At 69.8% G+C, this 17789-nt stretch carries 17 protein-coding genes and 1 riboswitch; of the genes, 7 read left to right on the top strand and 10 right to left on the bottom strand.

Annotated elements, in window-relative coordinates:
* Positions 1–65: 65 nt before the first annotated feature.
* The 3 genes from E4A48_RS14375 (at position 66) to E4A48_RS14365 (ending at position 4277) form a co-directional block, all read left to right on the top strand.
* Positions 66–1169: a PLP-dependent cysteine synthase family protein gene (locus E4A48_RS14375; protein WP_039007900.1), complete on the top strand. Its 1104-nt coding sequence runs from the start codon at positions 66–68 to the stop codon at positions 1167–1169.
* A gap of 61 nt (positions 1170–1230) precedes the next feature.
* Positions 1231–3255, top strand: a complete 2025-nt coding sequence (locus E4A48_RS14370; protein ID WP_142742651.1) for a M3 family metallopeptidase — start codon at positions 1231–1233, stop codon at positions 3253–3255.
* 218 nt (positions 3256–3473) lie between these two features.
* A complete protein-coding gene (locus E4A48_RS14365) occupies positions 3474–4277 on the top strand; it encodes a hypothetical protein (protein ID WP_142743178.1) in 804 nt (267 codons plus the stop codon).
* Between the two features lie 100 nt (positions 4278–4377).
* Here E4A48_RS14365 and fabB read toward each other — a convergent pair whose 3' ends face one another.
* Together fabB and fabA are read right to left on the bottom strand one after the other, a co-directional pair.
* Positions 4378–5586: a beta-ketoacyl-ACP synthase I gene (gene fabB, locus E4A48_RS14360; protein WP_039007895.1), complete on the bottom strand. Its 1209-nt coding sequence runs from the start codon at positions 5584–5586 to the stop codon at positions 4378–4380.
* On the bottom strand, positions 5586–6101 hold the full coding sequence (gene fabA, locus E4A48_RS14355) for a 3-hydroxyacyl-[acyl-carrier-protein] dehydratase FabA (protein WP_003476023.1): 516 nt from the start codon (positions 6099–6101) through the stop codon (positions 5586–5588). The genes fabB and fabA overlap by 1 nt, the downstream gene beginning before the upstream one ends.
* A 205-nt stretch (positions 6102–6306) precedes the next feature.
* Here fabA and dinB point away from each other — a divergent pair, with 205 nt between their 5' ends.
* Positions 6307–7368, top strand: a complete 1062-nt coding sequence (dinB, locus tag E4A48_RS14350; protein ID WP_039007893.1) for a DNA polymerase IV — start codon at positions 6307–6309, stop codon at positions 7366–7368.
* A 76-nt stretch (positions 7369–7444) separates the two neighbouring features.
* Here dinB and E4A48_RS14345 read toward each other — a convergent pair whose 3' ends face one another.
* Both E4A48_RS14345 and E4A48_RS14340 read right to left on the bottom strand, forming a co-directional pair.
* Entirely contained in the window at positions 7445–8386 is a 942-nt protein-coding gene (locus E4A48_RS14345; RefSeq protein ID WP_142742650.1) for an MBL fold metallo-hydrolase, read from the bottom strand.
* Between the two features lie 144 nt (positions 8387–8530).
* On the bottom strand, positions 8531–9166 hold the full coding sequence (locus E4A48_RS14340) for an NAD(P)-dependent oxidoreductase (protein ID WP_039007891.1): 636 nt from the start codon (positions 9164–9166) through the stop codon (positions 8531–8533).
* A gap of 104 nt (positions 9167–9270) precedes the next feature.
* Here E4A48_RS14340 and E4A48_RS14335 point away from each other — a divergent pair, with 104 nt between their 5' ends.
* A complete protein-coding gene (locus E4A48_RS14335) occupies positions 9271–10173 on the top strand; it encodes a LysR family transcriptional regulator (RefSeq protein ID WP_039007889.1) in 903 nt (300 codons plus the stop codon).
* 45 nt (positions 10174–10218) lie between these two features.
* Positions 10219–10872: a phosphoglycolate phosphatase gene (gph, locus tag E4A48_RS14330; RefSeq protein WP_058196471.1), complete on the top strand. Its 654-nt coding sequence runs from the start codon at positions 10219–10221 to the stop codon at positions 10870–10872.
* An 82-nt stretch (positions 10873–10954) separates the two neighbouring features.
* Here gph and btuB read toward each other — a convergent pair whose 3' ends face one another.
* From btuB to E4A48_RS14315, 3 genes are all read right to left on the bottom strand, one after another.
* Positions 10955–12826: a TonB-dependent vitamin B12 receptor gene (btuB, locus tag E4A48_RS14325; protein ID WP_142742649.1), complete on the bottom strand. Its 1872-nt coding sequence runs from the start codon at positions 12824–12826 to the stop codon at positions 10955–10957.
* 109 nt (positions 12827–12935) lie between these two features.
* A riboswitch (cobalamin riboswitch) is annotated at positions 12936–13150 on the bottom strand.
* Positions 13151–13176: 26 nt separating this feature from the next.
* A complete protein-coding gene (locus E4A48_RS14320) occupies positions 13177–13614 on the bottom strand; it encodes a TfoX/Sxy family protein (RefSeq protein ID WP_039007883.1) in 438 nt (145 codons plus the stop codon).
* 7 nt (positions 13615–13621) lie between these two features.
* Positions 13622–14104, bottom strand: coding sequence for a GAF domain-containing protein (locus E4A48_RS14315; RefSeq protein WP_039007881.1), 483 nt, complete (start codon positions 14102–14104; stop codon positions 13622–13624).
* Positions 14105–14207: 103 nt separating this feature from the next.
* On the opposite strand from E4A48_RS14315, the gene bioD reads away from it, so the two are divergent.
* Positions 14208–14903, top strand: a complete 696-nt coding sequence (gene bioD / locus E4A48_RS14310) for a dethiobiotin synthase (RefSeq protein ID WP_142742648.1) — start codon at positions 14208–14210, stop codon at positions 14901–14903.
* 329 nt (positions 14904–15232) lie between these two features.
* On the opposite strand, the gene E4A48_RS14305 is transcribed toward bioD, so the two are convergent.
* The 3 genes from E4A48_RS14305 to E4A48_RS14295 all read right to left on the bottom strand — a co-directional run bounded on the left by E4A48_RS14305 (position 15233) and on the right by E4A48_RS14295 (position 17723).
* Entirely contained in the window at positions 15233–15604 is a 372-nt protein-coding gene (locus E4A48_RS14305; protein WP_039009297.1) for a phasin family protein, read from the bottom strand.
* Between the two features lie 262 nt (positions 15605–15866).
* On the bottom strand, positions 15867–16229 hold the full coding sequence (gene queD / locus E4A48_RS14300) for a 6-carboxytetrahydropterin synthase QueD (RefSeq protein ID WP_039007877.1): 363 nt from the start codon (positions 16227–16229) through the stop codon (positions 15867–15869).
* Between the two features lie 132 nt (positions 16230–16361).
* The gene (locus E4A48_RS14295; RefSeq protein WP_039007875.1) at positions 16362–17723 is read right to left on the bottom strand and encodes a DEAD/DEAH box helicase; all 1362 of its coding nucleotides are present in this window, start codon (positions 17721–17723) and stop codon (positions 16362–16364) included.
* Between the last annotated feature and the right edge of the window lie 66 nt (positions 17724–17789).

The raw sequence follows: 17789 nt of genomic DNA, 5'->3' as shown, positions 1-17789 counted from the left end.
GGCGCAGCCCCAGGGCTGGGGCGGGCGTGTATCGTGGACGCGATTTTTCCGTCCTGCGCACCGTCATGACCTATCGCGATTGGGTGGCCAACGCCATCCAGAAGATCGAAGCCGATTTCAACCGCTCGGCCGACACCCACCTGATTCCGCTGGAGCTGCCCGGTTTCCCCGGCATCGATCTGTATTTCAAGGACGAGTCCAGCCATCCCACCGGTAGCCTCAAGCACCGCCTGGCGCGCTCGCTGTTCCTGTACGCGCTGGCCAACGGCTGGCTGCGCGAGGGGCGGCCGGTGATCGAGGCCTCCAGCGGCTCCACCGCGGTGTCCGAAGCCTATTTCGCGCGCCTGCTGGGGTTGCCGTTCATCGCGGTGATGCCGGCGACCACCTCGCCGGAAAAGATCGCCGCGATCGAGTTCCAGGGCGGGCGCTGCCACCTGGTCGAACGCGCCTGCGACCTGCACGCCGATTCGGTGCAGCTGGCGCGCGAGAGCGGCGGCCACTTCATGGACCAGTTCCTGTACGCCGAACGCGCCACCGACTGGCGCGCCAACAACAACATCGCCGAATCGATCTTCCGGCAGATGCAGGAAGAACCGCATCCGGTGCCGGCATGGATCGTGTGCAGCCCCGGCACCGGCGGCACCGCCGCCACGTTGGGCCGCTACGTGCGCTACCGCCGCCATGCCACCCGCATCCTGTGCGCGGATCCGGAAGTATCGGTGTTCTTCGAAGGCTATTGCGAAGCGCTGGCTGGGCGTGACTACGCCGGCCTGGCCAGCACCGGCGGGTCGCGCATCGAGGGCATCGGCCGGCCGCGGGTGGAATCGAGCTTCATCCCCAGCTGCGTCGATGCGATGGTCAAGGTGCCGGATGCGCTGAGCCTGGCGGCGATGCGCTACGTCACTGCGCGCCTGGGCCGGCGCGTCGGCGGCTCCACCGGCACCAACTTCGTCGGCGTGCTGCAAGCGGCGACGCGGATGCGCGAGCACGGCCGCAGCGGTTCCATCGTCACCATCCTGTGCGACAGCGGCGAGCGCTACGGGCACAGCTACTACCGGCCGGACTGGTACCGCGAGCACGGCATCGACGTGGCGCAGGCCGATGCGCAGCTGGCCGCGGCGGTGGCCGGCGCCGGCTTGCCGCCGCTGGCTTGTGCCGCGTTGACGTGACCGCCATATCCCCCTCGAGGCCGGCAGCGCCGGCCCTTCCCCCGCTACCGAGATTCCTGCGATGACCAATCCCCTGCTCGATTTTTCCGGCCTGCCGCGCTTCGATGCGATCCAGCCCGAGCACATCGGCCCGGCGATCGACACGCTGCTGGCGGCCGCCGAGGCCGCGGTCGCGCACGCCGAGCAGGTCGCGCCGGTGAGCTGGGACAGCTTCGTGGTGCCGCTGGACGATGCCACCGAGCGCCTGTGGCGCGCCTGGGGCCAGGTCAACCACCTGCAGGGCGTGGTCAACACGCCGGCGCTGCGCGAGGCCTACAACGCCAACCTGCCCAGGCTGACGCGCTTCTCCAGCGCGCTGGGGCAGAACCTGGCGCTGTTCGCGCAATACCGCGCGCTGGCCGCCACACCCGAGGCCGCCGGCGACGACGCCGCGCGGCGCAAGGTGCTGGACAACGCGCTGCGCGATTTCCGCCTGGGCGGCGCCGAACTGGGCGATGCCGACAAGCAGCGTTTCGCCGCGATCCAGGAAGAACTGTCGGCGCTGTCGGCGAAGTTTTCGCAGAACGTGCTCGACGCCACCGATGCGTGGTCGCTGCTGATCGACGAGCCGTCGCGTTTGGCCGGCCTGCCTGACGACGTGGTCGCCGCGGCGCGCGCGGCGGCGGACAAGGACGGCCAGGCCGGCTGGAAACTGACCCTGCAGATGCCGTGCTACCTACCGGTGCAGATGTACGCCGAGGACCGCGCGCTGCGCGAGACCCTGTACCGCGCCAACGCGATCCGCGCCTCGGAGTTCGGCGACCCGGCGCTGGACAACAGCGCAGCGATCGAACGCATCCTGGCGCTGCGCGGCGAACTGGCCGGCCTGCTCGGCTTCGCCAGTTACGCCGAATATTCGCTGGCGACCAAGATGGCGCGCAGCCCCGACGAGGTGCTGGGTTTCCTGCGCGACCTGGCCGCGCGCGCCAAGCCTTACGCGCAGCGCGACCGCGCCGAACTGGAAGCCTATGCGCGCGAACACCTGGGCCTGGACGAGCTGCAGGCCTGGGACCTGGCCTACGCCAGCGAAAAGCTCAAGCAGGCGCGCTACAGCTTCTCCGAGCAGGAAGTGAAGCAGTATTTCACCGAACCGAAGGTGCTGGATGGCCTGTTCGGCGTCATCAACGACCTGTACGGCCTGCAGGTGCAAGCGGACACTGCGCCGGTCTGGCATCCGGACGTGCGCTTCTTCCGCGTCAGCGATGCGCAAGGCCGCCTGGTCGGACAGTTCTACCTCGACCTGTACGCGCGCGAGGGCAAGCGCGGCGGCGCCTGGATGGACGACTGCCGCAACCGCCGCGACCGCGCCGACGGCGTGCAGACGCCGCTGGTCTACCTGGTGTGCAACTTCGGCCGCGGCGGCGACGGCAAGCCGGCCACCTTCACCCACAACGAAGTCACCACCGTGTTCCACGAGATGGGCCACGGCCTGCACCAGTTGCTGACCCAGGTCGGAGAACTCGGCGTGGCCGGCATCAACGGTGTGGAATGGGACGCGGTGGAGCTGCCCAGCCAGTTCATGGAGAATTTCTGCTGGGAGTGGCCGCGGCTGCAGGCGATGACCGCGCATGTGGACAGCGGCGAGCCGCTGCCGCGCGCGCTGTTCGACAAGATGCTGGCGGCGAAGAACTACCAGAGCGGCATGTTCACCGTGCGCCAGCTGGAATTCGCGCTCTTCGACATGCAGTTGCATCACGCCTTCGATGTCGCCGGCGACAGCATGCTGCAACTGCTCGAACGCGTGCGCGACGAGGTCGCGGTGAACCGCCCGCCGGCCTGGAACCGCTTCCCGCACCAGTTCAGTCACATTTTCGCCGGCGGCTACGGCGCCGGCTACTACAGCTACAAATGGGCCGAAGTGCTCAGCGCCGACGCCTATGCCGCGTTCGAGGAAGCGCCGGACCAACTGGCCGCCACCGGTGCGCGGTTCCTGCAGGAGATCCTGGCGCGCGGCGGCAGCCGTCCGGCGCTGCAGAACTTCACCGCCTTCCGCGGCCGCGCGCCGGAGCTGGACGCCTTGCTGCGGCATAGCGGCATGGCGGGTTGATCGGCGCGCGCCGCGTCGCTTGGTCCGCGGCGCGGCGAGGAGCGGACAGGCCGGCATAGCGCGAGTGTTGGCCGCCGCGCGTTCGCTGAACGCCATGGCAACCGCATGCGCCGATGCCGGTGTCGCAACGCATAATTTATGCGCGCAGATGCGGGCTTTATGGAGGATTTGTGCGGTGTTTGCGTAGCGTGTGCGGTAACCCAGCAACGAGATCGCAGATGCCTATCCGTGCAGTGTCTTCCACGTCCCACCCGCGCATCGATCTGGAAGCCGGCGCCAGCGGCGCGGCCACGATCGTCGCGCCTTCGCTTCTGCCGTCCGCCAGCGCCGCGCTGTCGGGATTGACGTCCGCTCCGGCGCGCCCTGCGTCAAGGCGCGCGCAGGCCACGGATGCCTCGGCGCAATCGGCGCCGCCGAGCGCGCTGCGGCAGGTTGGCAGCTATGGCGGGCCGGCGCTGGACGCGCTTGCGTCCGGCTTGTCCTTGGCGGCCTCGCGGCTGTCTGCGGCGCCGGATGCGGCGAAGCTGACCGGGACGCTCAGCGGTGCCCTGTGGGCCGGAGGCGCTGGCCTCACGCAGGTCGGCAGCGCTTCACCGCCGCTGCTCGTCACCGGCGCCAACGCCCTGGGCGGCGTCGCCGGCGTGCTCAGCGCAGTGCAACCGTGGATCGGCGCAAACAGCGCCAGCACGCTGGCTTACTCGTCTGCGGCGGCGTGGGCTGTGAACGGCGCCGCCAACATGGTGCGCGCCGGCAGCGATGCCGGCCGCCACCTTCCCAGCCGTGTGCTGCAAGGTGTCAGTGGCGCCGCCAATGTCGCCGCCGCCGCCATGGCCGCCGCCGCGGCGAGCGCTGCGCAACAGGACGAACCCGTCAAGGCGGCCAATCTGGGCGCCGCATCGTCGCTGGCATGGGGCGTGGGCGCGATCGCCGCGCTTGGGTCGGCGTACACTGCCGCGCCTGCTGGCGACGCCGCCGCAGAAGATGCGCCGCCGTCACCGCATGCGCCCGCTGTGGCGCCCTGATGCGGCATCGGCAAGCGACGGGCGCATCCGCGCCGTCGCGTCGATCAGGGCAACGGCCGCACCGCAACCGGGGTGCGGCGTGCCGCCGTCGCGTTGCGCTTCAAACGCGCCCGAACACCAGCGCGGCGTTGGTGCCGCCGAAGCCGAAGCTGTTGGACATCACCGTGCGCAAGGTCGCCTCGCGGCTCTCGCGCACGATCGGGAAACCTTCGGCGCGCGGGTCCAGCGCGTCGATGTTGGCCGAGCCGGCGATGAAGCCGTCGCGCATCATCAACAGGCAGTAGATCGCTTCGTGCACGCTGGCCGCGCCCAGCGAATGCCCGGACAGCGCCTTGGTCGAGGACAGCGGCGGCACCGCATCGCCGAACACTTCTCGCACCGCGCCCAGTTCGGTGACGTCGCCCAGCGGTGTCGAGGTGCCGTGCGTGTTGAGGTAGTCGATCGGCGCAGCCACGCCCTGCATCGCCATCTGCATGCAACGCACCGCGCCTTCGCCGGACGGGGCGACCATGTCGGCGCCGTCGGAGGTCACGCCGTAGCCGAGCAGTTCGGCATGGATGCGTGCGCCGCGCGCCACCGCGCGGTCGTAGTCTTCCAGCACCAGCATGCCGCCGCCGCCGGCGATGACGAAGCCGTCGCGCTCGGCGTCGTACGGGCGCGAGGCCACCGCCGGGCGCTCGTTGAAGCCGCTGGACAGCGCCCCCATCGCATCGAACATCAGGCTCATGGTCCAGTCCAGCTCTTCGCCGCCGCCGGCGAACATCACGTCCTGCTGGCCGTGGCGGATCAGGTCCGCTGCCGCGCCGATGCAGTGCGCCGAGGTCGCGCACGCCGCCGACAGCGAATAGCTGACGCCCTTGATCTTGAACGCGGTGGCCAGGTTGGCCGAGACCGCCGAGCACATCGTGCGCGGCACCATATACGGGCCGACCTTGCGCACGCCGCGGTTGCGCAGCAAATCCGCCGCTTCCACCTGCCAGTGGCTGGAGCCGCCGCCGGAGCCGGCGATCAGGCCGGTGCGCACGTCGCTGACCACGGCCTCGTCCAGGCCGGCGTCGGCGATCGCATCGCGCAGCGCCAGGTAGGCGTACGCCGACGCGTCGCCCATGAAGCGCTTGAGCTTGCGATCGACCAGCGCTTCCAGGTCCAGCTGCACGTCGCCGGCGACCTGGCTGCGCAGGCCGTGTTCGGCCGCCTCGAGGTTGGCGCGGATGCCGGCGCGGCTCTCGCGCAGCGCGCGCGACACCGTGTCCAGGTCGTTGCCCAGGCATGAGGTGATGCCCATGCCGGTGATCGCGACGCGGCGCATCAGAACGCCTCCGTCGAGGTGAACAGGCCCACGCGCAGGTCCTTGGCGGTGTAGATCTCGCGGCCGTCCACCGACATGCGCCCGTCGGCCACTGCCATCACCAGCTTGCGGTTGATGACCCGGCTGATGTCCAGCTCGTAGACCACCTGCTTGGCGGTCGGCAGCACCTGTCCGCTGAACTTCACTTCGCCCACGCCCAGCGCGCGGCCGCGGCCGGGCGCGCCGATCCAGGTCAGGAAGAAACCGGTCAATTGCCACAGCGCATCCAGGCCCAGGCAACCGGGCATCACCGGATCGTCGATGAAATGGCAGCCGAAGAACCACAGGTCCGGGCGCACGTCGAGTTCGGCGCGGACCACGCCCTTGCCGTGCGTGCCGCCGTTGTCGTCGATGTGGCTGATGCGGTCGAACATCAGCATCGGATCGTTGGGCAGGCGTGCGGCCTCGGCGCCGAACAGCTCGCCGCGCGCGCTGGCGAGAAGGTGTTCGCGTGAATACGAAGTGAGGCGGCTCATGAGCGATTTCCCAGGGCAGACAGTCGAGGCGCGCAAGCGTGCACGAGGCCTGCGCTTTCAATCAAACGTTTTATCCGTACGCACGCGTAGCGTAGGCGGTGCTGCCGTGGTTGGCCGTGAGCAAGATCAAGGCGTGCGTTCCCGGCGCATGCGTAGGCCTGGCTTATCATGCCGCTACCGTTCGCTGGCGTAGGGTGCAGGGCCGATGCGCAAGATCATTCACGTCGACATGGATGCGTTCTACGCGTCCGTGGAGCAGCGTGACGATCCCGCATTGCGCGGCAAGCCGGTGGTGGTGGCCTGGCGCGGCATGCGTTCGGTGGTGTGCGCCGCGTCGTACGAGGCGCGCGTGTTCGGCATCCGCTCGGCGATGCCGGCGTTGCGCGCCGAGCGCTTGTGCCCGGACGCGATCTTCGTGCCGCCGGATTTCGCGCGCTACAAGGCGGTATCGCGGCAGGTGCGCGAGATCTTCCAGCGCCACACCGATCTGATCGAGCCGCTGTCGCTGGACGAAGCCTATCTCGACGTCACCGTGCCGAAGGGCGAGCTGGCCACCGCCACCGAGATCGCGCAGACCATCCGCGCGCAGATCCGCGAGGAAACCGCGCTGACCGCCTCGGCCGGCATCGCGCCGAACAAGTTCCTTGCCAAGATCGCGTCGGATTGGCGCAAACCCGATGGGCAGTTCGTGATCCGCCCGCACCAGGTGGACGCGTTCCTGACCCCGCTGCCGGTCAGCAAGGTGCACGGCGTGGGCAAGGTGATGCAGGCCAAGCTGGCGGCGCTGGGCATCGTCACCGTCGGCGACCTGCGCACGCACGGCGAGGCGGAACTGGAAGCGCGCTTCGGCAGTTTCGGCTCGCGCCTGTACCAGCGCGCGCGTGGCATCGACCAGCGGCCGGTGCAAGCGGACCAGCAGGTGCAGTCGATTTCTTCGGAAGACACCTTCGCCGAAGACCTGGCGCTGGACGCGCTGGAGCCGGCGATCCGGCTGCTGGCGGAAAAGACCTGGACCGCGACCCGCCGCACCGAGCGCATCGCGCGCACCGTGGTGCTGAAGCTGAAGACCGCGCAGTTCCGCATCCTGACCCGCAGCTTCACGCCCGAGCAGCCGCCGGATTCGCTGCAGGCGCTGACCGACATCGCGCTGGCCCTGCGCCAGCGCGTCGACTTGCCCGCGTCCACGCGCTACCGCCTGGTCGGCGTGGGCCTGGCCGGCTTCCACGAACCCGAGCCGATGCAGGCCCAGGGGCGGCTGTTCCGCTGAACCGCGTGACGGCGCGAGCGGTGGTGTGCGCCGCTGCGCGTCGGCCGTTCGCTCATGGCCAGCCCATTGCGCCGTCTCAGGGCCAGCGCATTTCGCCCTTGGCGACCTTCGCACTGAGTTGCAGCGAGTCCACGCCGCCCAGCTGTGGATAGCGCTGCCGCATCGCCGCGACCAGTGCGGCCGCATCCTTGGCCTTGGCGGTTTCCTCGTCGAAGGCGCGGATGTAGTCGGCGGTGAAGCGCACCGCGGCCAAGTCCTGCGCCGCGCCCGGTGCGAAGTGGCCGGGAATCACCCGCTGCGGCTGCAGCGCCTGGATCCGTTGCAGCGTGGCTAGCCACTGCGCATGCGAGGCCGGGGTCTGCGTATCGGCCATCCACACGTGTTCGCCGGCCACCACCGGGATCCCGCCGAGCGCGGTCTTGATGGAAGGAATCCACACGAAGGTGCGGTCCGGGGTCGCGCCGTTCAGGCCGACGATCCGCAGTTCGCGGCCTTCCAGCAGCAGGCGGTCGCCGTGCAGCGGCTGCGGCAGCACGATGCGCTGCGGCGCGTCGGCACCCAGCTTCGGCGCCCACACCTGCAGCTTCTGCGCCTGGGTCTGGCGGATATGCGCGACGGTCGCCGGGCTGGCCAGCACCTTGGCCTGCGGGAACGCCTGGGTCAGCACGTCCAGGCCGAAGTAGTAGTCCGGATCGCTATGGCTGACGTAGATCGTGGTCAGGCGCTTGCCGGAGGCGCGGATCTGCGCGACCAAGGCGCGCGCATCGGCCGCGGAGAACTGCGCATCGATCAGCACCGCATCCTTGGCGCCGCTGACCAGCACCGAGGCCACGCCGAAGATCGCGTTCGCGTCCGGATGATAGACCTGCACCTGCAGCGGCGCTGCGGTTGGTTGCGCCGCGGTGGTGCTGGCCGCCGCGGGATGGGCGGCGGTGGCGGCGTGCGCCGCGGCGGCGCCAGTGATACCGAGGGCAAGGATCAGGGCAGCGCTCGGGCGCGACAACGAAAGGGAAGACATGCGGAACTCCATCGGAGAAGGCGACGCCATGCATCGGTATGGCGTGCGGGAGTAGGGCCGCGACCGTGCTGCGGCAGCGGCGCAGGGAGGGCGACTGCGCGCGCCGCCATCGGCGCGCCCGCAGTCGCCTGCCCGGCGCTGCGCTCAGTACGCGGCAGTGGCGATCTGGCGCAGGTAATGCGGGCGCTCGATCTCGTCGACGAAGGCGCTGGCGTAGTCGGCGTAGCTGATCGCGCTATGGCCCTGCGCATCGCTGAGCAGCGCGGTGGCCTGGGTGCGCACGCCGCCGCGCTTGGCGCCCGGGCCGATTTCCGCGGCCGGGGCGTAGAAGGTCCACTCCAGATCGGTGGCGGCCTGGAAGTGCTGCAGGGCGGCACGGTGCGCCAGCGCATAGGGCTTGTAGGCGTCCGGGAAGTCCGGCGTGTCCACCAGTTGCACGCCCGGCGCCACTTCCAGGCTACCGGCGCCGCCGACCACCAGCAGGCGTTGCACGTCGGCGCTACGGGCGACCTCGATCAGCGCCTGGGCGACCGCCGGAATGGTGTCGGCGGCCGCGGCGCTCGGGCCGTAGGCGCTGGCCAGCACGTCGTGGCCGCGTACCGCGGCGGCGAGGGCGGCGCGGTCGTCCAGCGACGCGAGCACGATGCTGGCGCCGTCCAGTTCCGGCGGCAGCGGTTGCGTGCGGCGGACCAGCGCGGTGACCGCGTGGCCGCGGCGCAGAGCTTCCTGGGCGATATGGCGGCCGATATTGCCGGTGGCGCCGAACAGGGCGAGGTGCATCGAGGTTCTCCGGGGGAGGGTGGACGGGATGCGCACAGCTTAGTCCTGATAATTGGCGCGATAAACAGCGTATAAGTCGCATATTTGTTGCATGGAACGATCAAATGGACCGTCTGACCGCGATCGCGGTATTCGTCGAAGTCGCCGAGCGCGGCAGCCTTACCGCGGCCGCCGAGGCGCTGGATCTGTCACGGGCGATGGTCTCGCGCCATCTGGCCGAACTGGAGCGCTGGCTGGGCGCGCGCCTGCTGCATCGGACCACGCGGCGAGTGACCCTGACCGGCGCCGGCGAGACCGCACTGGCGCGGTTCCGGCCGATGCTGGCGATCGGCGCCTCGCTGCGCGACGAACTGGCCAGCGACGACCCGGAGCCGCACGGACAACTGCGCGTCACCACCTCGGCTTCGTTCGGGCAGGCGCACTTGGCCGCGGCGGCGGCCGAGTTCGTCGCCCGCTACCCGCAGGCGCGGGTGGACATGCTGCTGGCCGACCGCACGGTCAATCTGGTCGAGGAGCGCATCGACCTGGCGGTGCGCATTTCCCATCGCGTCGATCCCGGGCTGATCGCGCGGCGCTTGAGCGTCTGCCGCTCGGTGTTGTGCGCGGCGCCGGCCTATCTGCAGCGGCGCGGCGCGCCGCATAGCGCCGCCGACCTGGCCGCGCACAACTGTCTGGGCCATCACTACGTGGGCAAGCACGAATGGCCGCTGCGCTACCGCGGCGAACGGGTGTCAGTGGCGGTGAGCGGCAACTTCACCGCCAACGAAGCCACCGTGCTGCTGGAGGCGGTGCGCGCCGGCGCCGGCATCGCGATGCTGCCGACCTACCAGGCCGCGGCGCTGCTGCGCAGCGGCGAATTGCAGCGCGTGCTGCCCGACCATGCACTGGACACGATGGACATCTTCGGCGTGTATGCGTCGCGCCGGCAGCAGCCGACGATCGTGCGCGTGTTCCTGGATTTCCTGGTCGCGCGTTTCGGCGAAGTGCCGTACTGGGATCGCGACTGAGCGTGGCGCCTACAATGGGCGCCGCTTTTCGCACCCAGGAACGACATGACATTTCCGTATGCGCTGGTGGTGTTCGATCTGGACGGCACCCTGGTGGACAGCGGCGCCGATATCGCCGAAGCGCTCAATCGCACGCTGGCCGAATTCGGCCTGACGCGCGTGCCCGAGGCCACCGTGCTCGGCTGGATCGGCGAGGGCGTGCGCAAGCTGGTCGAAGCCGCGTGGCGGCATGCACACGACGCCACCCCGATCGATGCGGTGATGCCGACCTTCATGCGCCACTACGAAGCCTGCCTGCTGCGCAGCCCGGGCCTGTACCCGGGCGTGGCCGAGGCGCTGGCACAGTTGCGCGCGCGCGGCGTGACCCTGGCGCTGTGCACCAACAAGCCGTCGGCGTTGGTGTTGCCGTTGCTGCGCCATCTTGGCGTGGCCGATGCGTTCGCCGCGGCGCTCGGCGGCGACAGCCTGGCCGAGCGCAAGCCCAGCCCGCTGCCGCTGCTGCACCTGGCCCAGCAGTTCGCGCAGCCGCCGGCGCGTTGCCTGATGGTCGGCGATTCCGGCACCGACCTGCAGGCCGCGCACGCGGCCGGCATGCCGGCCGCGCTGGTGCGCTACGGCTATCCGCGCGACCTGGACCTGGCCGCGGCGGACGTGGTGCTGCTGATGGACGACATGCGCGAGTTGCTGGCGTTGGGTTAAGGCTGGCTATCGCGCGCATGCCGCTGCAATCGACCCGACGACCGCACCAAGGGCTGCGCGGTCCGGCGCAGCCCTTCGCCACTCAGCGCGCCGCCGGCGCGTAGCGCAGGGTCAGCGCGTACTCGCGGCCCGGCTGGTTGTACCAGCTGATGGTCTGGTAGTCGCGATCGAACACGTTGCTGGCCTTGGCCTGCAGCGTCCAGTCCGGCGCGAACGCGTATTCCACGCGCAGGTCCAGCGTGCCGTAGCCGGCCAGGCGCACGCTGTTGGCCGCGTCGTCGTAGCGGTGGCCGCTGCCGGACGCGGTGACGCCGACCTTGACAGGGCCGAAGCCGCGATCCACGTCCAGCCGTGCGGTGTCCTGCGCGCGCCGCGCCAGCCAGTTGTCGCGGTTGGCGCCGTCGCTGCGGTTGCGCGGATCGGCATGGCTGAGCTGCGCCGACAGTTCCCAGCCGGCCAGCGTGGCATAGCCGGTCAACTCGGCGCCGCGGATCCGCGCCTTGTCCACGTTGACCGGCAGGAAGCTGGCGGCGTCGTAGGAGATCAGGTCGTCGACGCGGGTCTCGTAGACGTTGAACGTCCAGTTCCAGCTGTCGGCGTACTGCGCCACGCCCAGGTTGCCGCTCTTGGACTTCTCCGGCTTCAGTTCCGGATTGCCGGAGAACGGGTAGTACAGGTCGTTGAAGGTCGGCGCCTTGAAGCCGGTACCGAGGCTGGCGGTGAGCTTGAAGCCGCCGCCCAGCGCCAGGCCCCAGCCGAGGCTGCCGGTGGTGTGCTGGCCGAACTGCGCGTTGTCGTCGCTGCGCACGCTGGCCTGCACCTGCTGCGCGCCGAAGCGGCCCTGGTACTCGGCGAACACGCCGGTGTTGTCGCGCTGGTCCACGTCGTAGGCGGTGGTGCCGGTGACTTGCTCGCGCTGCCAGTCGGCGCCGGCGCTGAGCAGGTGGCCCTCGGCCAGGCCGAAATCGCCCTGCAGCGATGCGCTGTCGCGGCGGCTGTCGAAGGTGCTGACGAAGCTGCGCGTGTCGCTGCCGGCGGCATGGTAGTAGCTGTCGGCCTGGTCGCTGTTGCGGCCGAGCTGCGCGGCCAGGTGCACGCGCTCGGACGGGGTCCAGTCGAGCTTGCCGCCGACCACCTGCTGGGTGTTGTCGGCCTCGTTGCCGGCGAACAGCGCATCGCCGTCGTACTCGTTGCGGCTGTCGATGTTCAGCGCCTGGCCTTCGATGCGCAGCGTGTCGCTCAACGCATAGCCGCCGCGCGCGCTGAGCGAGTTGTTGCGGTAGCCGTCGCGGTCCGGCTGGTCGACGAAGCAACCGGCGAACAGAGTAGCCGAGCCGTTGCAGGCGTTGATGCCGTCGGTGTTCTGGTAGCCGCCCTGCACCGACAGCCAGCCGCGCTCGCCGCGGTTGCTGAAGCCGGCGCTGGCCTCACGCAGGCCGTTGCTGCCGGCGCCCAGGCTCAGGTTCTGCTGCAGGCCCTGGCCGCCGCGGCGGGTGAAGATCTGGATCACGCCGCCGATCGCATCTGAGCCGTACAGGCTCGAACGCGGGCCGCGCACGATCTCGATGCGCTCGATCTGGCTCAGCGGCAGGTCCTGGAACGCGGCCAGGCCCGCGCTGGCCGAGCCGATGCGCACGCCGTCCACCAGCACCAGCACGTGGTCCGATTCGCTGCCGCGCAGGCTCAGCGTGGTCAGCTTGCCGAGCCCGCCCTGGTTGGACACGCCGATGCCGGCGCGGCCCTGCAGCAGCTGCGCCAGCGACGTGGCCTGGCTGCGCTCGATCTCGGCGCGGTCGATCACCTGCGCCGGGACCACGCTGTCCTCGACCGAGATCTGCGTCCGGGTGGCGGTGACCACGACCTGGTCCAGGTCGGTGGCGGCATCGGCGGCGAGCGCCAGCGAGGGCAGGGACAGGGCGGACGCGATCGCGACCGAAAGCAGGCGGGACGACATGGGGCAACTCCGGCGCGCGGGCGCGCTGTGACGGCAAAGAAGTCGCGACGGAAGGTGCAAGCGGACGGCGCCAGACGCGGCGCGGCACGCCGCAACGCCCTCCGCATCGCAACCAGTGGACTGCAAGGCCGGTCTCCGGGCTGGCGATCTGGGAGTCGGACTCCCGGCTGCGACGCCTTCCCATGCCAGGCACAGTGGCGTAAGTCGTCAGCGCGGATCGCTTACCGTTGCGGGGGCAGCGCCGGCCTTGTCGCAAGACGCACCGGCTTCCCGTTTCAACCTGCAGGCCGGAGCCGGCGGGTCACCTTGACGCGGCGCGATTGTACGCGATCGCCGCTGCGGCGCACGGATCAGTTGGCGTCGCGCTCGCCTGTGTGGCCATCCCCGTCGGGTTCTTGATCGGCGTCGTACGCATGGCCGCCGGAGGCGTCGTGCGCGTCCTCCGCATAAGGCGTGTCGCTGCGGTCGCCGTCGCGGTCGAAATGGGTGGTCGCCACCGGTCCGGCCACCGGCAGGCGGCGTTGCGCCGGCAGTTGCGCCGCCGCGGTTTCCAGTTCGCCGAGCAGTTGCGCGCGCCGCGCCTCGGGCAGTTCCTGCCAATGGCAGCCGGTCAGCGCACCTTCCAGCGAGTACAGCAGGTTGAGGCTGGGCTTGAAGCCGGCACGCTTGACCTTGAGGAATGCGCCCACCGCACCGGCGGCGTTCAGATCCTGTTGCGTGCGCAGGCCGACCTGGCGCAGCCAGGCCGCGCTCTTGGGACCGATGTTGCGCAGCTTCTCGGTGCTCATCGCCGGCTCATCGCAGCGCGTCGACGAAGACCTGGGCGATCGCCTCCAGGCCGTGCTGGTCGTCGGCGTCGAAGCGCGCCAGGTCCGGGCTGTCCAGGTCGAACACGCCGACCAGCGCGCTGTCGCGCAGCAGCGGCACCACCAGCTCCGAGCGCGAGGCCGCATCGCAAGCGATATGCCCGGGAAAGGCCGCGACGTCGTCGATGCGCTGGGTCTGGCCGGTGCTGGCGGCGGCGCCGCACACGCCTTTGTGCAGCGGGATACGCACGCACGCGGGCAGGCCCTGGAACGGCCCGACCACCAGTTCCTTGCCGTCGTACAGGTAGAAGCCGACCCAGTTCAGCCGCGGCAGCGCGTGGTACACCAATGCCGCCAGGTTGGCGGCATTGGCGATGCGGTCGGGCTCGCCGCTGACCAGGGAACGGGCCTGCGCGAGCAGTTGAGCGTACTGTTCCGGCTTGCTGCCGGTGAGCGAAGAGGAAGCGAACATCAGGCGAGTCTAGCAGCGGCCGCTGGCGGCCTGTGCGCCGGCGTCTGGCCCGGCTATCCTGCGCGCCCGCGCCGCATGCGCCGACCTCGAGGATCCTGCAACGATGAGCGTCCCCGCCTTCTATGTCACCGGCACCGATACCGGCATCGGCAAGACTGTCGCCAGCACCGCGCTGTTGCATGCGCTGCGCGCGCACGGGCAGACGGCAGTTGGTATGAAGCCGGTCGCCAGCGGCTGCGAGCGCAGCGCGGACGGCTGGCGCAACGAGGACGCGCTGGCGCTGCAGGCGGCGAGCCTGCCGCGCCCGGACTACGCCAACCTCAATCCCTACGCCTTGCCGCTGCCGCTGGCGCCGGAACTGGCGGCCGCCGACGCCGGCGTATGCGTGGAACTGGAGCCGATCGTCGCCGCCTTCGCGCGGCTGCGTGCGCAGGCCGACGTGGTGGTGGTGGAGGGCGTCGGCGGCTGGGCGGCGCCGCTGTCGGCGACCCTGGAGCAGGCCGATCTGGCGCGCGCGCTGGCGCTGCCGGTAGTGCTGGTGGTTGGCCTGCGCCTGGGTTGCCTCAACCATGCCCGGCTCAGCGCTGCGGCGATCGTCGCCGACGGCTTGCGCTGCATCGGCTGGATCGGCAACGAGATCGATCCGGCGATGGAACGCATCGACGCCAATATGCAGATGCTGCAGCAGCGCTTGCCGATGCCGTGCTGGGGGCGGCTGCCGTATCGGCCACAGCCGGACCCGGCGGCGCTGGCGGCCTCGCTGAGCCCATGGCGGGGCATGCAGACTGCGCAGGGCTGATGCGGCGCCTGTCCGGAAGCGCGCATAGCGCAGGAACGAAGGCTTGCTGTGGATAAACAGCGTTCAGACCCGAGGCAGGGCCGGAAAACTTCAGGCTGGGGCTCTGACAAGAAGCGCAGGAATGTCTGGCAGTTGCGCAAATCCCGAATCCCGCGCGCGCTTCGACAGCCGCAGGCTGGTCATCCCGAATCCCGAATCCCGAATCCCGGCCATAAAAAAGACCCGGTAGAGGGAGGGATCTACCGGGTCTTGGCTGCGCGGGGGGAGGGACCCGCGCGTACCACAGGTCAGTCGTGCGGCTGCGCCGCAGTGGACTTGTCTGGTCTTGCTTATTTGGTCTTGGCCTTCGGTGCGGCCTGGTCGTTGGCCGTCTCGAACTGGCTCCTGGCGAGCTGGCCGATGGCTTCGGAGGCCTTCAGGCCCAGGCCGAACACTTCCTGGTTGGCCGTGGCCAGCCGCTCGAAGTTGTCGCGGGCAATCTGCAGGCCCTTCGGCCACAGCGACTGCACGCTGCCGATGTCGCGCGCTTCGGTGAGCTCGCCGAAGAAGCCGGTGGTCGCGGCCACGTTCTTCTCGAAGGTCTTCAGCTGCACGCCGAACACGTTTTCGGCGCTTTCCAGCGCCAGGCGGCTAGCACGCGACGCGGCGGCGGCGAACTGCTGGGTGTAGCTGCTGAATTGATCGTTGAACTGAGCGGACATCATGCGACTCCAGGGGAATGCCGATTGCTGTTGCAGTGCAACATACGCACATTCTGCTGCAATGCAACATCATTTTCCAAGGTCGCTCAGTAAACGTTAAAAATGGATTTCAGATCAATGGGTTGGCTAGGTCTGCCGAGCTCTGCCAGAGCCTGCGGATGCGCCAGACCGGCATCATTTGCGCCGCTGCCGCGCCTTGGGCGGAAACGGGCCACCGGCACTCCATCCGGCGCCGCCCTGCCGCACTTGCGACTCCCCGCTCTCAGGCCTGCGGCCCGCGATAGCGGCAGCCAGAAGTGCAGGTCTCGTGTACCACGATCTCGCTCAGCAGCGGCAATGCCGGCTTGAGCCGTTCCCAGATCCACACCGCCAGGCGCTCGCTGGTCGGGTTCTCCAGCCCCTCGATGTCGTTGAGGTAGTGGTGGTCGAGCTGGTCGTAGATCGGGCCGAACGCGGCCTTGATGTCGCCGAAGTCCATGACCCAGCCGGTGTCGGCGCCGGGTTCGCCGCTGACGTGCAGCTCGATCTGGAACGAATGCCCGTGCAGCCGCGCGCACTTGTGGCCGGGCGGGACGTTGGGGAGGCGGTGCGCTGCTTCGAGGGTAAAACGCTTGAAGATATCCATGGCGTCATTGTAGTTGGCGGGGAGAACCGGCTGGCGGAGCGCCGGCACTGCGGCGGTTTGGCGATAGTGGCGCGTGGCGAAAACACGAACGCCGCCCGGAGGCGGCGTTCGTGCTGCTGCGCTCGGCTGCGCTTAGCGCGCGGCGCTGGGCTGGCCGCCGCCGCTGCGACGGCGCTCGCCCTGGCGGCGTGCGCCGCCAGGCTGGGTGCCGCCGGCCGGCTTGGCCCCGGCATGCGCGTGCGCGCGCGGCGCGTCGCCGTGCGGACGCCGCACATGGGTGCTCTTGCGCGGCGGACGCTGGCCGCCCGGACGCTCGTCGGCCGGATTGTTGTTGCCCCAGCGGATCGGCGTGGACGGCTCGAAGCCCGGCACGTCGCGGATGTCCATCTCACGCTTGAGCATGCGTGAGATCGCGCGCAGCAGCTTGGCCTCGTCCTGCGCCACCAGCGACACCGCCTCGCCCTGCGCGCCGTTGCGGCCGGTGCGGCCGATGCGGTGCACGTAGTCCTCGGCGACCATCGGCAGGTCGTAGTTGATGACCTTCGGCAGCTGGTCGATGTCGATGCCGCGCGCGGCGATGTCGGTCGCCACCAGCACCGTGATGCGGCCGGCCTTGAAGTCGCTCAGCGCGCGCAGGCGCTGGCCCTGGCTCTTGTTGCCGTGGATCGCGGCGGTCTTCAGCCCTGACTTGTCCAGGAACATGGTCAGCTTGTCGGCGCCGTGCTTGGTGCGCGCAAACACCAGGGTCTGCATGCGCGAGTCGGCGGCCAGCAGGTGCAGCAGCAGTTCGCGCTTGCGCGTGCCATCGACCGGGTGCACGCGGTGGGTGATGGTGTCGGCGACAGTGTTGCTCGGCGTGGCCTGGATTTCCTGCGGGTTGTGCATGAACTCGCGGGCCAACTGCTTGATGCCTTCCTCGAACGTTGCCGAGAACAGCAGGGTCTGCCGGTTCTGTTTGGGCAGCTTGGCCAGGATGCGCTTGATCGAAGGCAGGAAGCCCATGTCGAGCATGCGGTCGGCTTCGTCCAGCACCAGGATCTCGATGCCCGACAGGTCCACGCTGCGGCGCTCGAGGTGATCGAGCAGGCGGCCCGGGCAGGCGATCAGCAGGTCCACGCCGCGGCGCAGCGCGTCGAGCTGGTTGCCCATGCCGACGCCGCCGTAGATGGTGGTGCTGGGGATGCGCAGGTACTTGCTGTAGCCGCGCAGGCTGTCGTGCACCTGGGTGGCCAGCTCGCGGGTCGGGGTCAGGATCAGCGCGCGCGGCTTGCGTGCGCCATTGCCGACCGGCTGCGGCGAGGTGCCCAGGTGCTGCAGCAGCGGCAGGCCGAACGCGGCGGTCTTGCCGGTGCCGGTCTGCGCGCCGGCCATCAGGTCGTGGCCTGCCAGCGCCAGCGGAATCGCCTGCAACTGGATCGGGGTGGGGGTTTCATAGCCCTGCTCGGCCAACGCGCGCAGCAGGAAGGGCGCCAGGCCCAGGGATTCGAACGACATCGAGGAAAGCTCCGGATAACGCGCCGTCGCCAGGACGTGCCCGGCGTGAAGACGCAAGTTGGGTGA

Origin of the sequence: Xanthomonas translucens pv. cerealis (assembly GCF_006838285.1) — a bacterium.
Classification (GTDB): domain Bacteria; phylum Pseudomonadota; class Gammaproteobacteria; order Xanthomonadales; family Xanthomonadaceae; genus Xanthomonas_A; species Xanthomonas_A cerealis.
Note: the sequence above shows the minus strand (reverse complement) of the source record. Positions and strands in the feature narration are given on the sequence as shown.